At 66.3% G+C, this 13,304-nt stretch carries 14 protein-coding genes; all 14 read right to left on the minus strand.

Annotation, left to right across the window (positions count from 1 at the left end; all coding sequences use genetic code 11):
* Positions 1–15: 15 nt before the first annotated feature.
* Positions 16–444: a holo-ACP synthase gene (gene acpS / locus GQ57_RS20950; RefSeq protein WP_031400032.1), complete on the minus strand. Its 429-nt coding sequence runs from the start codon at positions 442–444 to the stop codon at positions 16–18.
* A 72-nt stretch (positions 445–516) separates the two neighbouring features.
* A complete protein-coding gene (gene pdxJ / locus GQ57_RS20955) occupies positions 517–1,293 on the minus strand; it encodes a pyridoxine 5'-phosphate synthase (RefSeq protein ID WP_031400031.1) in 777 nt (258 codons plus the stop codon).
* Entirely contained in the window at positions 1,290–2,126 is an 837-nt protein-coding gene (gene recO, locus GQ57_RS20960; RefSeq protein WP_031400030.1) for a DNA repair protein RecO, read from the minus strand. Before recO ends, pdxJ begins: the two co-directional genes overlap by 4 nt.
* On the minus strand, positions 2,113–3,012 hold the full coding sequence (gene era, locus GQ57_RS20965; RefSeq protein ID WP_031400029.1) for a GTPase Era: 900 nt from the start codon (positions 3,010–3,012) through the stop codon (positions 2,113–2,115). Before era ends, recO begins: the two co-directional genes overlap by 14 nt.
* Positions 3,013–3,072: 60 nt before the next feature.
* Positions 3,073–4,284: a ribonuclease III gene (rnc, locus tag GQ57_RS20970; protein WP_034198911.1), complete on the minus strand. Its 1,212-nt coding sequence runs from the start codon at positions 4,282–4,284 to the stop codon at positions 3,073–3,075.
* A gap of 153 nt (positions 4,285–4,437) precedes the next feature.
* Complete coding sequence (gene lepB / locus GQ57_RS20975) at positions 4,438–5,331, minus strand: signal peptidase I (protein ID WP_031400027.1); 894 nt, start codon at positions 5,329–5,331, stop codon at positions 4,438–4,440.
* Between the two features lie 16 nt (positions 5,332–5,347).
* Positions 5,348–7,141: a translation elongation factor 4 gene (gene lepA, locus GQ57_RS20980; RefSeq protein ID WP_031400026.1), complete on the minus strand. Its 1,794-nt coding sequence runs from the start codon at positions 7,139–7,141 to the stop codon at positions 5,348–5,350.
* 185 nt (positions 7,142–7,326) lie between these two features.
* On the minus strand, positions 7,327–7,563 hold the full coding sequence (locus GQ57_RS20985; RefSeq protein WP_031400025.1) for a glutaredoxin family protein: 237 nt from the start codon (positions 7,561–7,563) through the stop codon (positions 7,327–7,329).
* 7 nt (positions 7,564–7,570) lie between these two features.
* The gene (locus GQ57_RS20990; protein ID WP_031400024.1) at positions 7,571–9,073 is read right to left on the minus strand and encodes a DegQ family serine endoprotease; all 1,503 of its coding nucleotides are present in this window, start codon (positions 9,071–9,073) and stop codon (positions 7,571–7,573) included.
* A 16-nt stretch (positions 9,074–9,089) separates the two neighbouring features.
* A complete protein-coding gene (locus tag GQ57_RS20995; RefSeq protein ID WP_031400023.1) occupies positions 9,090–10,142 on the minus strand; it encodes a MucB/RseB C-terminal domain-containing protein in 1,053 nt (350 codons plus the stop codon).
* A 5-nt stretch (positions 10,143–10,147) separates the two neighbouring features.
* The gene (locus tag GQ57_RS21000) at positions 10,148–10,765 is read right to left on the minus strand and encodes a sigma-E factor negative regulatory protein (protein WP_031400022.1); all 618 of its coding nucleotides are present in this window, start codon (positions 10,763–10,765) and stop codon (positions 10,148–10,150) included.
* 86 nt (positions 10,766–10,851) lie between these two features.
* Positions 10,852–11,451, minus strand: coding sequence for an RNA polymerase sigma factor RpoE (gene rpoE / locus GQ57_RS21005; RefSeq protein WP_006490873.1), 600 nt, complete (start codon positions 11,449–11,451; stop codon positions 10,852–10,854).
* Positions 11,452–11,542: 91 nt separating this feature from the next.
* Positions 11,543–12,007 (minus strand): protein YgfX, encoded by a 465-nt coding sequence (locus GQ57_RS21010; protein WP_031400021.1) that lies wholly within the window; start codon positions 12,005–12,007, stop codon positions 11,543–11,545.
* 12 nt (positions 12,008–12,019) lie between these two features.
* Positions 12,020–13,252, minus strand: a complete 1,233-nt coding sequence (fabF, locus tag GQ57_RS21015; RefSeq protein ID WP_031400020.1) for a beta-ketoacyl-ACP synthase II — start codon at positions 13,250–13,252, stop codon at positions 12,020–12,022.
* Positions 13,253–13,304: the final 52 nt, after the last annotated feature.

Below are 13,304 nucleotides of genomic sequence, written 5' to 3' on the forward strand. Positions count from 1 at the left end.
GAATCGGGAATTCCGTCAGGAGGGGGTTCGGGAAACAGGGGCAGGCGCGGCGTCCGTTTCGGCGATCACGAACGACACCGCATAGTCGCGTTCGTCGCTGACCGTCACGCGCGCCGTGATGCCGCGCGCGGCAAGCCAGTCCGCCAGCTCGCCCGACGCGACCACGTACGGCTCGCCGCTCGGGCGGTTGAGCGTCTGCAGCGCACGCCACGTCATCGGCCAGTGCATGCCGAGCCCGATCGCCTTCGAGAACGCTTCCTTCGCGGAAAAGCGCGTCGCCAGGAACGCGATGCCGCGCGCCTCGGAGCGTGCGCGGCGCGCGTGGAACACGCGCAGTTCGTCGGGGCCCAGCACTTTCTCGGCAAAGCGGCCGCCCGTGCGTTCGAGCACGGCCGCGATGCGGCTCACCTGGGCGATATCGGTGCCGATGCCGTAGATCGCCATGTCAGTGCGCGCCGGTACGCCCCGGCGCGGCCGGGTCAGGCACGACGTGCGATGCGCGCCGGCTTGCCATCTTCAGCGTGCGCCGCCGTGCAGCGCGGCCACGCGCGCGGCAACCATGATCGCCTTCATCTCGCGCACCGCGTTGTCCCAGCCCGCGAAGATCGCATGCGCGACGATCGCGTGGCCGATGTTCAGCTCGACGATGCCGTCGATCGCGGCAATCTGCTGCACGTTCGTGTAATGCAGGCCGTGGCCCGCGTTGACCTTCAGGCCGAGCTGCGCGCCGGCCTGCACACCGGCGACGATGCGCTCGTATTCGCGCTGCTGCTCGGCTTCGTCGTGAGCCTCGGCATAACGGCCCGTATGCAGCTCGATCACCGGCGCGCCCGCTTCGTGCGCGGCGCGGATCTGCGTCTCGTCCGGGTCGATGAACAGCGACACGCGCACGCCCACGTCGGCAAGCTGCTTGCACGCCGCACGCACGGCCTCGAAGTGGCCGGCGACATCGAGACCGCCTTCGGTCGTCAGTTCCTCGCGCTTCTCGGGCACGAGGCACGCGTCGTGCGGGCGCACCTCGCATGCGATATCGAGCATCTCGGCCGTCACCGCGCATTCGAGATTCATGCGCGTCTTCAGCAGCGGTCGCAGCTTGCGCACATCCGCATCGACGATGTGGCGGCGGTCCTCGCGCAGATGCAGCGTGATCGCATCCGCACCGGCTTCCTCGGCGGCGAGCGCCGCGCGGATCGGGTCCGGATAGGTCGTGCCGCGCGCATTGCGCAGCGTCGCGACGTGGTCGATGTTCACGCCGAGGTCGATGGCGGTGGGCGTTGTCAGGAAGAAGCTCATAGGTTTTGCAGGTCGATCAGGATCTGACGCGTGGCAAGCGGCGTACCGCCGAGATAGGTGTTCAGCAGGAAGCGCATCAGCGTCTTGCTTTGCGCAACCGTCTGGGCTCGATGGTAATCGTCCTGCTCCATGTCGAGCAACGTCTGTCCGGAAATGACCGGCCAGTGCGACGGAACGTCGTCGTCCGCATTGCGCACGCCGCGCTCGGGATCGAACACGTAGCGGCGGTCAGGCTCGACCGTGCGGCGCGCGACCGTGCGGTTCAGCGCCATCGCGTAGCCGGTCTCGCGCAACAGCACGCGCTCGAACGAGCGCAGCACCTGCACCGCGGGCTCGCCGTGGGCGAGACGCGTGAGGGTCAGCACGTAGTGGTTGAAAAGCGGCGGCTGGGGATCCTCGCGCGCGCAGAATTTGACGAGCAGCTCGTTCGCGTAGAAGCCGCACAGCAGCCCGTCGCCGCCGAGCGGCAGCATCCCGCCGACCCACTCGGCGCCCGTCAGCGTGCGCACCTCGGATTTGCCCGACCAGGACAGCAGCAGCGGCTGGAAGGTCTGCAGTACGCCGCGCAATGCGGAGTGCGGGCGCTTCGCGCCCTTCGCGACGAGCGCGAGCCGGCCATGATCGCGCGTCAATACATCGACGATCAGGCTCGTTTCACGGTACGGATAGCTGTGCAGCACGAACGCCGGCTGCTCGGCGACGCGGAAATCGGACGTGCGAGACGTCGCGCGCCGCGCCTTGCGCGGCGGTTCGGGCGGTGCCGGCAGCGGCGCGTCGTTCGCGCCGGCCGTCACCGCGTCTTCAGTCGACGTCAGCGCGTCATTCGTACCCATAGGCGCGCAGCCCCGCCTCGTTGTCGGCCCAGCCGCTCTTCACCTTCACGAAGGTCTCGAGGTACACGGGGCCGTCGAACAGCTTCTCCATGTCCATCCGCGCCTCGGTGCTGATCTGCTTGAGCTTCTCGCCCTTCTTGCCGATCACCATCGCCTTGTGCGAATCGCGCTCGACAAGGATCGTCGCGAAGATGCGCTTCAAGCGCCCTTCCTCCTCGAACTTGTCGATCAGCACGGTGCTCGTGTACGGCAGTTCGTCGCCGGTCCAGCGGAACACCTTCTCACGCAGGATTTCAGCCGCGAGGAAGCGCGAGCTGCGATCGGTCAGCTCGTCCTCGCCGTAGATCGGCTCGCCTTCCGGCAGGTACGGCTTGATCGTGTCCAGCAGGCGCTTGATGTCTTCCGGCCGCTGCGCCGACAACGGCACGAGCTCGGTGAACTCGCGCAACGTGCTCATCTGCTGCATGAACGGGAACAGCGTCGCCTTGTCGTTCACGCGGTCGATCTTGTTCGCGATCAGCAGGGTCGGCATGCCGGGCGGGATCAGGTCGAGCACCTTCTGGTCATCGGGCCCGAAGCGGCCGGCCTCGATCACGAACAGGATCACGTCGACCGATGTCAGCGTCGACGTGACCGCGCGGTTCAGCGAGCGGTTCAGCGCGGTGCTGTGACGGGTCTGGAAGCCCGGCGTATCGACGAACACGAATTGCGCGTCGTCGAACGTGTTGATGCCGGTGATGCGGTGACGGGTCGTCTGCGCCTTGCGCGACGTGATGCTGATCTTCTGGCCGACGAGTGCGTTCATCAACGTCGACTTGCCGACGTTCGGGCGGCCCACGATCGCGATCATGCCGCAACGGAAACCGGTAGGAGCGGGAGTGTTCATATCGTTTGGGAGACAGGTTCGGAAACGGCCGCGCGGCGCGCGGCACGATCGCTGGGCAATTCAGTGGTCGGCATCGGCCACGCGCGCCTGCGCGGCGGCGACGCTCGCGCCGCCCGGCGGCGTATCGGAATCGGACGCCGCGGCATCGCGTGCGCGAATCGTCGTACGAGTGGCGGGGTCGGAACCGGCGGAAGGCTTGTCGGCCGGCGCAGCCGGATCGACGGCATGGCCTGCCGGCTTGTCGACGGTGCGCAACGCGCCATCGGCGGGCTTGTCCACGGCCTTGTCAGGTCGCTCGGCCGGCTTGTCGGCAACCTTGTCGACCACCGGCTTCGTCGCCCGTTCGCCCTTGTCCGTGGCTGCCTCGACATGCGCCGCGCGAATCGCGGCCATCGGCGCCGCGGCCGGCTCCGCGCCGCTCGCGGCGGCTGCCGCGGACGCAGCCGCCCTGGCCTCGCGCGCCGACGCACGCTCCTTCCGTTCCGGCGAGCGCAGGTCGAGCGCTTCCTGCACGCCCTTCACGCCCGGCACGATTTCGGGTTCGACATGCTTCGACCCGCGCGCATTCTTCGAGCGCTTCGGCTTCGCGGCCAGCATCGGCGCGGCCGCCATCACCTCGTCGAGCGCCTTCTTCGCCGCGGCCTGCTCGGCCGCGCGCCGGCTCGCGCCGGAGCCCGACACCTTCACGTCCAGCTTCGGCACCGTGCATTCGACCTCGAACTGCTGATTGTGCGCCGCACCATGCGTCGCGACGACCGTATAGGTCGGCAGCGCGATCTTGTGCCCCTGCAGGTATTCCTGCAGCAGCGTCTTCGCGTCCTTGCCGAGCGTGCGCGGATCGATGTGGTCGAGAATCGGGATGTAGAGGCGCTTGATGACCCCTTGGGCGGCTTCGAAGCCGCCATCGAGGAACACGGCCCCGATGATGGCTTCGAATGCGTCCGCGAGGATCGACGGCCGGCGGAAGCCGCCGCTGCGCAACTCGCCCTCGCCCAGCCGCAGCCCGTCGGAGATATTCAGGGCCTGAGCAATTTCATACAGCGACTGCTGTTTGACGAGGTTGGCGCGTACGCGCGACAGATCGCCTTCGTCCAGCTTGCTGAAACGCTGGAACAAAAGGGCAGCCACCGCGCAATTCAGAACGGAGTCGCCGAGAAACTCGAGCCGTTCGTTGTGCGTGGCACTGTGACTACGATGGGTCAAAGCCTGGCGCAACAATTCCGCATTGCGAAATTCGTAGCGCAGCCGGCTTTCCAACTGGGATAGGGGCATGTGCAGGAGTATAACGCGGGCGCCGGTCGGGCCGAAACGGCAAGGCCGGACGCGAAAAGGCGTGACGAGGCGGTGTTACCGCCGGTTCTTAAAGTAGTTCGGCAATACGCGACGCGGCCCGTGCGTCGCGCATTGCGAGTGACTCGGCTGCGATCAGTTGAAGGAACCGATGCGCTTCAGGTCGCTGAAGTTCATCCAGATGAAGAACGCGCGGCCGACGATGTTCTGGTCGGGCACGAAGCCCCAGTAGCGGCTGTCCGCACTGTTGTCGCGGTTGTCGCCCATCATGAAGTAGTGACCGGGCGGCACCTTGCAGATCACGCCGCGGCTGTTGTACGTGCAGTTGTCGCGATACGGATAATCGTATGCGCCCATCACGAACGGCGGCACGGCCGGGTTGTTGAGGATCGCGTTCTTCCTGTTGCCGATCGTTTCCTCGAACTGCTTCGCGTAATTCTGGCGCTCGTCGTCGAAGTAATCGGGCAGCGGCGCCTCAGGCACCGGCTGGCCGTTGATCGTGAGCTGCTTGTCCTGATAGGCGACGGTATCGCCCGGCAGGCCGATCACGCGCTTGATGTAGTCAACCGACTCATCCTTCGGATAACGGAACACGACGACGTCGCCGCGCGACAACGGGCTGCCCTGCGTGATCTTCGTGTTCGTGACCGGCAGACGCAGCCCGTATTCGAACTTGTTGACGAGGATGAAATCGCCGACCAGCAGCGTCGGCACCATCGAGCCCGACGGAATCTTGAACGGCTCGACGACGAACGAACGCACGACGAACACCGCGAGAATCACCGGGAAGAAGCTCGCCGTGTACTCGAGCCACCACGGCTGGCGCAGCTTCTCGTCGCGCAGCTTCGAACGCGTCTGCCCCGCGTTTTCGTCCGCGAAACGCTTGTCGATGCGCGACTGCTGGCGATCGAACTCCTCGATCGCCGAGTCGGCCGCCTTGCGTCGCCGCGGCAGGAACACCAGCTTGTCCAGCACCCACGCTACGCCCGTCAAGACGACGAGCACAAAAAGAATCAGCGCAAAATTCATAAAAGGATCAGTCCTGTTATTTGTCTTCGACGCGCAAGATTGCAAGGAACGCTTCCTGCGGGATCTCGACCGAACCCACCTGCTTCATCCGTTTCTTGCCTGCTTTCTGCTTTTCGAGCAGTTTCTTCTTCCGCGTGATGTCGCCGCCGTAACACTTCGCCAGCACGTTCTTGCGCAGCGCCTTGATGTTCTCGCGGGCGATGATGTGCGCGCCGATCGTGGCCTGGATCGCCACGTCGTACATCTGGCGCGGAATGATCTCGCGCATCTTCGCCGCCACTTCGCGGCCGCGATACTGCGATTGCGACCGGTGGACGATCACCGACAGCGCGTCGACCTTGTCGCCGTTGATCAGCATGTCGACCTTCACGACGTCGGCCGACCGGTATTCCTTGAACTCGTAATCCATCGACGCATAGCCGCGCGACACCGACTTCAGTCGATCGAAGAAATCGAGCACGATCTCGGCCATCGGGATTTCGTAGGTCAGCTGCACCTGGCGGCCGTGATACTGCATGTTGATCTGCGAGCCGCGCTTCTGCTCGCACAACGTGATCACCGAGCCGACGTAGTCCTGCGGCATGTACAGGTTCACCGTGACGATCGGTTCGCGGATCTCCTCGATCTTCGGCGGCTCCGGCATCTTCGCCGGATTCTCGACCTTGACGATCGAGCCACCGTTCATCACGACCTCGTAGACAACCGTCGGTGCGGTCGTAATGAGGTCCATGTCGAATTCACGTTCGAGACGCTCCTGCACGATCTCCATATGCAGGAGACCCAGGAAGCCGCACCGGAACCCGAAGCCGAGCGCCTGCGACACTTCCGGCTCGTACTGCAGCGATGCGTCGTTGAGCTTCAGCTTCTCGAGCGATTCGCGCAGTGCGTCGTACTGGTTCGCTTCCACCGGATAGAGTCCGGCGAACACCTGCGGCTTCACTTCCTTGAAGCCCGGCAGCGCTTCCAGCGCCGGCTTGGCCACCAGCGTGACCGTATCGCCGACCTTCGCGGCGGTCAGTTCCTTGATGCCGGCGATGATGAAGCCCACCTGCCCCGCCGACAGCGATTCGAGATTGCGCGACTTCGGCGTGAACACGCCGATATGCTCGACCGGATACTGCGCGCCGGTCGCCATCAGCTTGATCTTGTCCTTCGGGCGCAGCGTGCCGTTGACGATGCGCACGAGCATCACGACGCCGACGTAGTTGTCGAACCACGAATCGATGATGAGCGCCTGCAGCGGCGCGGCCGGGTCGCCCTTCGGCGGCGGCACCTTCGCGATCAGCGACTCGAGCACGTCCTCGACGCCGAGACCCGTCTTCGCGCTGCAGCGCGTTGCGTCGGTCGCGTCGATGCCGATCACGTCCTCGATCTCCTCGATCGCGTTCTCGGGGTTCGCGGCCGGCAGGTCGATCTTGTTCAGCACGGGCACGACCTCGACGCCGAGCTCGATCGCCGTGTAGCAGTTCGCGACCGTCTGCGCCTCGACGCCCTGGCTTGCGTCGACGACCAGCAGCGCGCCTTCGCACGCGGACAGCGAACGGCTGACTTCGTACGAGAAGTCGACGTGCCCCGGCGTGTCGATCAGGTTCAGGTTGTAGACCTTGCCATCGCGCGCGCGATAGGACAATGCGGCCGTCTGCGCCTTGATCGTGATGCCGCGCTCACGCTCGATATCCATCGAATCGAGCACCTGCGCTTCCATTTCACGGTCGGCGAGGCCGCCGCATACCTGGATGATGCGATCCGCGAGCGTCGACTTGCCGTGGTCGATGTGCGCGATGATCGAGAAATTGCGAATATGATCCATTCAGTGCCGATCAAGCGAAAAAGGCGCGCTCGACGACTGCGGAGCACGCCTTGTAAGTCGGTGAAAAAACGGCTTATTTTAGCCGAAAAGGCCTTCGCCGGGCGGTATTTCGGACGGCGCCCCGCCACGGCCGCCCACCGGGCACCGCCTCGCGCGGCGCGGAGCCGCCCGGCGGCAGGCCGGACTCAGCGCCGGGCCGCCAGCACGCCGCGCACCTTCACGGCGTCGAACCGGTGGCGGCACACTTCCGCACCGTCCAGCAGCAGCACCGGCACGTCCTCGTCGTAGCGGGCGACGAGTGCGGCATCGGCGTCGATGTCGACGTAGTCGACCGCGACGCCGAACTCCGCCGCCACCGGCGCCAGTGCGTCGCGCATGTCGTCGCACAGGTGGCACCAGCCGCGGCCGTAGAGCGTGAACATCGGCGCGTTACTTCTGGCGCGGCCGAACCGGCACGAACTGCGTGTTGTCGCCACGCCGTACGAGCACCGCGACCGCCTTCTGCGGATCGAGCTGCGCGGTCACGTCGGCGAACTGCTTGGCGTTCGCGATGTCGGTATCGCCCACGCGCAGCACGATGTCGCCGCGCTGCAGGCCCGCACGGGCGGCCGGGCCGTCGACGCCGTCGACCTGCACGCCGTTCTTCAGCTTCAGCGTCTTCATCTGTTCCGCCGTCAGGTCGCTGACGGTCAGGCCGAGCGCATTGGCCTGGCGCGGCTTCTGCGGCGCGTTCTTGCGCTGCTCGGCCTTCGCGGTCGATTCGGCCGGCGTCTCGGCGATCGTGATCGGCAAATCGCGTGCCTGACCCTTTCGCCACACGCTGACCGTCGCCTTCGTGCCCGGCTTCGTGTCGCCGACCATGCGCGGCAGGTCCGACGCGGTATCGACCGAACGGCCGTTGAACTTCAGGATGATGTCGCCCGGCTGAATGCCCGCCTTGTCGGCCGGGCCGCCCGGCTCGACGCTGCTGACGAGCGCGCCCTCGGCCTTCGGCAGCCCGATCGAATCGGCCACGTCCTTCGTCACCTCGCCGATCGCCACCGCGATCCGGCCGCGCGTGACCTTGCCGGTCGCCTTCAGCTGGTCGGCCACGCGCATCGCCTCGTCGATCGGAATCGCGAACGAGATGCCCATGAAGCCGCCGGTACGGCTGTAGATCTGCGAGTTGATGCCGATCACCTCGCCCTGCATGTTGATCAGCGGGCCGCCCGAGTTGCCGGGGTTCACGGCCACGTCGGTCTGGATGAACGGCAGGTAGTCGCCCGTGTTGCGGCTCTTCGAGCTGACGATGCCGGCCGTGACCGTGTTGTCGAGACCGAACGGCGAACCGATTGCGACGACCCACTCGCCGACGCGCACCTTGTTCGAGTCGCCGATCGCGACGACCGGCAGGTTCGACGCCTGGATCTTGACGACCGCGACGTCGGTGCGATCGTCGACGCCGATCAGCTTCGCCTTGAACTCGCGCTTGTCGGTCAGCGTCACGTAGATGGTGTCCGCATCGTCGACGACGTGCGCGTTGGTCATCACGTACCCGTCGGCCGATACGATGAAGCCGGAACCGACGCCGCGATTCTGCTCGGTGTCGGGCGGGTTGTCCGGCGCCGGCGCATTCTTCGAGCTGCCGCCGCCATTGCCGCTACCGCCGCCGGGCGCCTGCGGCAGCGGAATGCCGAAGAAGCGCCGGAAGAATTCCGACATGTCGCCGTCGTCGAAGCCCGGCGGGAGCATCCCGCGCGGGCCGCTGCTCGTCGGCACGTTCGCGGTGGTCCGGATGTTCACGACGGCCGGCCCGACCTTTTCGACCAGATCGGCGAAGTCGGGCAGGCTGGCAGCGGGAGCCGTCACCGCGAGCGCGGTGTGCGGCACGAGGGGCAGGCTGGCAGACAATGCCGCCGCCGCGAGCCATTTGCGCAGCGTGAGTTTCATCATGTCGGAAGCCGTAGCGTTACTTGGAAGCCTTGTATTCTATGGCAGACGCGAACTGCTGCAACGTAGCCGGCGGCACTTCGCCGAGCACGGTGATCCAGTAGTCGCCGCGGCGCTTCACGAGTACGTTCGTCGCCCCGGTGCTGCCCGCGCCTTCCTTGCGCGAATTCTTTTCGGCCGGCTCGATGAAAACCGAGATCGTCGCGAGACCGTCGGTGAACACGGCCTGATCGACCGGGATCGGCGGCTCGCCGGCGTCGCGCGCGGCCATCGGCCGGCGCACTTCACGAATCTTCTGGAAGCCGGCAACGCTCGGCGCGAGCTGCCAGCCCTGCGCCTCCATGTCGACCGCCGCGACCGGCGGGCGCACGATCGTCCAGCCGCTCAGGTTGCGCATGCCGGCCGCGATCGCGGCCTTGTCGCCGCTCGCGCCGCCCGTCTGCAATTGCGAGAACGCAATCTGCTCGAGCACGCGATCGGTCGCATCGAGCGTCTGCGAACGCAGCAGCAGCCCCGTGCGCGCGTCGACCCACAGCTTGTACGTGAAGCGGTAGGCATCCTTCGGCACGAGCTCGACGACCTGCGCATCGATCCCGGCCACGCGATCCTTGCCCAGCGACTTCGCATCGTACACGGACATCACGTGATCGCCGCTCGCACCGAGCAGCGCCGGGAACGAGTCGCGCGTCTGACGGCGCTCGACCACGCACAGCTTGCGCTCGGGCACGAACGTGTAAAGCTCGTCGTTGTGCCGCAGCAGCTTGCGCGGCTTGCCGTCGAGCGTCTCGATCCGCTCGAATTCGCCGTCGCGGGACGCGACGTGCGCGATCCGCGACGACTGTACGTACCCGCCGCGCTGGTAGACGAACGTGCCCTCGTAGCTCTGCTGCTGCGCCGCCTGCTGGACGCGGTCGAGCCAGTCCGCGGCGCCCTTGCGGGTCGCGACTGGATCGTCCGGTTGCTGGGCGCTGGCAGGGAGGGATTGAACGGACAACAGGGCGGCTGCGCAAAGCAGGAGGGCCGGCAGCCGCTTCCATCCGGAGATGGCGTGATTCAACTGCAATGTCCGCATCGGGTTTATTGGCCTGGCGTGGTGGTCACGGCAGCGCGGATCAGCGGCATCGAACCCGTGACGACGGGCTGCTGCGCGAATTGCTGGTGCGCTTCAAGGTATTGGTCGAGGCTCGCGTCGCGAATGATGTTGACGTCCTGCAGCCCCGGCTGGGCCGATGCCTGCGCAACCGCCACGCGCTGCAGGTTGCCGCCTTGCGGCGCACCGGCCGACGCGACCTGGACGGCGCCCGGGGCGCCGGCCGTCTGCATTTGCGGAACGACGATCCACGTGAGCGTGGCCGCCGCCGCGGCGACCGCGAACGCGGGCACGACACGCCGGCGCAGCGACAGCAGCCTGCGGGCGACAGGCGCGGCCGCAGGCGCGAGCAGGTGCGGCTCGCTTTCGAGCACCGCCGACATGCGGGCGGTGAACGCGACGCTCAGCGCGGGCGACAGCGCGAGCTCGTCGGAGCGCAGCGCATCGCCGATCAGGTGGTAATGGGCCCACGCAGCGCGATCCGCGCGGTCGAGCTCAGCCAGAAACTGCCCGTTGTCCGGGCCATCGAACATTTCGCCGTCGACCAGCGCGGAAAGGCGCTCGCCGCGCGAGCACGTTTGCGACTGCGTATTGACCGACCCCATGATGCTCCCCATCTTGCACACCCCGTCGTGACTTCACGACTCTAACCGTAACTAGACCCCGACCCGCGTCGCTCCGCCTGTCGCGCTTACCAGCGCTTGCCTTCGGGCGTATCGAGCAGCGGACGCAATTTCGCAGCGATTGCCTCGCGTGCACGGAAGATCCGCGACCGGACCGTCCCGATCGGACAGCCCATCATTTCCGCGATCTCTTCGTAGCTCAGGCCCTCGATCTCGCGCAGCGTGATTGCCTGACGCAGTTCCTCGGGCAGCAGAGCCATTGCAGCGTTGACCGTCTCGGCAATCTGCTTGCTCATCAACATCGACTCAGGCGTGTTGATATCCCTTAGTTGGTCTGCATCGGAGAAAGTTTCCGCTTCCTCCGCATCGGCCTCGGTCGAGGTCGGTGCCCGGCGGCCTTGCGTCGCAAGGTAGTTCTTCGCCGTATTGACGGCAATCCGGTACAACCACGTATAGAACGCCGATTCGCCGCGAAATTGCGGCAGCGCACGATACGCCTTGATGAACGCGTCCTGGGCCACATCCTCGACCTCGGCGGGATCCCGCACGAGGCGCGAGATCAGCCGAATGATCTTGCGGTGGTATTTGGAGACCAGGAGTTCGAACGCCGCCTTGTCGCCCTTCTGTACGCGCTCGACCAGAGCCTGATCGATTTCTTTTTCACTCACCTGACAAATCCGTTAACTAGGGATGCAACGCGGAGCGTTATTGTAGCGTTCCCGCGCCGGCCGCTTGTTACGGTCGGTAACTGCGCCGCCGTCATGCCCGCCCCGCCGTGCCCGACGTTCTCGCCAGCACGGAAAGCGCGCTGAACGACGCGGCATCCAGCGCATCGGCCGGGATCAGCAGCGGCCGGGCCCGCCGGGCGCCCTGCCCGACCGTCAGCACCAGCAGCAGGCTGCTCCAGTGCGCATGGCCCGTCACGCGGCCGCGGGCCAGCAGACGCCCGGTGCGGCCAAACGCCGCGACTTCCCCGAATGCGTCGATCCGCAGCTCGGCCGGCAACCGGCGGGCGCAGGCCCGCGCGGCGTACACGGCGAGCAGCGCGGCCGTCGCGGCCGCCACGCAGGCGCCGCCGGCCGCGCCTGCGCGCGGCGCCCAGAACAGGTAGACCGACGCGGCAGCCGATGCGACGAACGCCGCCAGCACGAGATACAACACGGCCGAGGCCCGCAACGCAAAACGCTGCGGACGCCCGGCCGGAACATCGAATGGACTCGTCAAGCGATTGCGGCGTCAGACGCGCTTGAACACCAGCGTGCCGTTCGTGCCGCCGAAGCCGAAGTTGTTCTTCACGGCGACGTCGATCTTCATGTCACGCGCGGTATTCGCGCAGTAATCGAGATCGCACTCCGGGTCCTGGTTGAAGATGTTGATGGTCGGCGGCGACACGTTGTTGTGCAGCGCCAGCACCGTGAACACCGACTCGAGGCCGCCCGCGCCGCCCAGCAGGTGGCCCGTCATCGACTTCGTCGAGTTCACGACGATCTTGTACGCGTGCTCGCCAAAGGCCGCCTTCACCGCGTCGGACTCGTTCTTGTCGCCCAGCGGCGTCGACGTGCCGTGCGCGTTCAGGTACTGGACCTCGTCCGCGTTCACGCCGGCGTCGCGCAGCGCCGCGACCATGCAGCGGCGCGGGCCGTCCATGTTCGGCGCGGTCATGTGGTACGCATCGCCCGTCATGCCGAAGCCGGAGACTTCCGCGTAGATCTTCGCACCGCGCGCCTTGGCCGCCTCGTACTCCTCGAGCACCATCACGCCGGCGCCCTCGCCCAGCACGAAGCCGTCGCGATCCTTGTCCCACGGACGGGATGCGGTCGCCGGATCGTCGTTGCGGGTGGACAGCGCGCGCGCTGCCGCGAAACCGCCGATGCCGAGCGGCGACACCGTCGACTCGGCGCCGCCCGCGACCATCACGTCGGCGTCGCCCGCCTGGATCAGGCGCGCTGCGAGGCCGATGCTGTGCAGGCCGGTCGTGCAGGCCGTCACGGCGGCGAGGTTCGGGCCCTTCAGGCCGAACATGATGCTCAGGTGGCCCGAGATCATGTTGATGATCGAACCGGGCACGAAGAACGGCGAGATCCGGCGCGCGCCGCGATCGACGTAGGTCTGGTGCGTGTCTTCGATCATCGGCAGGCCGCCGATGCCGGAACCGACCAGCACGCCGATGCGTTCCGCATTGGCTTCGTTCACTTCCAGCCCGCTGTCCTTGATGGCCTGGACGCCGGCGGCGATGCCGTAGTGGATGAACGTATCCATGTTCCGGGCTTCCTTCGCCGGGATGTACTCCTCGGCGCTGAAACCCTTCACTTCGCCCGCGAAATGGACGGCGAGGTTCGACGGATCGAACTTCGTGACGGTAGCGATACCGGACTTGCCGGCGACGAGATTGGCCCAGCCGTCGGCAACATTATTGCCAACAGGCGAAATCAGCCCCAGGCCTGTAACAACAACACGACGGCGGCTCACGGTAACCTCTTTTGCATTATTGGATGACAAAAACAAAAGCCACAGTGGCCAC

It is taken from the genome of Burkholderia sp. MSh2 (genome assembly GCF_000731655.1).
Taxonomy (GTDB): domain Bacteria; phylum Pseudomonadota; class Gammaproteobacteria; order Burkholderiales; family Burkholderiaceae; genus Burkholderia; species Burkholderia paludis.

Excerpts from the sequence above, each read along its gene's own strand:
- acpS (WP_031400032.1), bottom strand. The coding sequence starts at position 444 with ATGGCGATCTACGGCATCGGCACCGATATCGCCCAGGTGAGCCGCATC.
- pdxJ (WP_031400031.1), bottom strand. The coding sequence starts at position 1,293 with ATGAGCTTCTTCCTGACAACGCCCACCGCCATCGACCTCGGCGTGAAC.
- recO (WP_031400030.1), bottom strand. The coding sequence starts at position 2,126 with ATGGGTACGAATGACGCGCTGACGTCGACTGAAGACGCGGTGACGGCC.
- era (WP_031400029.1), bottom strand. The coding sequence starts at position 3,012 with ATGAACACTCCCGCTCCTACCGGTTTCCGTTGCGGCATGATCGCGATC.
- rnc (WP_034198911.1), bottom strand. The coding sequence starts at position 4,284 with ATGCCCCTATCCCAGTTGGAAAGCCGGCTGCGCTACGAATTTCGCAAT.
- lepB (WP_031400027.1), bottom strand. The coding sequence starts at position 5,331 with ATGAATTTTGCGCTGATTCTTTTTGTGCTCGTCGTCTTGACGGGCGTA.
- lepA (WP_031400026.1), bottom strand. The coding sequence starts at position 7,141 with ATGGATCATATTCGCAATTTCTCGATCATCGCGCACATCGACCACGGC.
- GQ57_RS20985 (WP_031400025.1), bottom strand. The coding sequence starts at position 7,563 with ATGTTCACGCTCTACGGCCGCGGCTGGTGCCACCTGTGCGACGACATG.
- GQ57_RS20990 (WP_031400024.1), bottom strand. The coding sequence starts at position 9,073 with ATGATGAAACTCACGCTGCGCAAATGGCTCGCGGCGGCGGCATTGTCT.
- GQ57_RS20995 (WP_031400023.1), bottom strand. The coding sequence starts at position 10,142 with ATGCGGACATTGCAGTTGAATCACGCCATCTCCGGATGGAAGCGGCTG.
- GQ57_RS21000 (WP_031400022.1), bottom strand. The coding sequence starts at position 10,765 with ATGGGGTCGGTCAATACGCAGTCGCAAACGTGCTCGCGCGGCGAGCGC.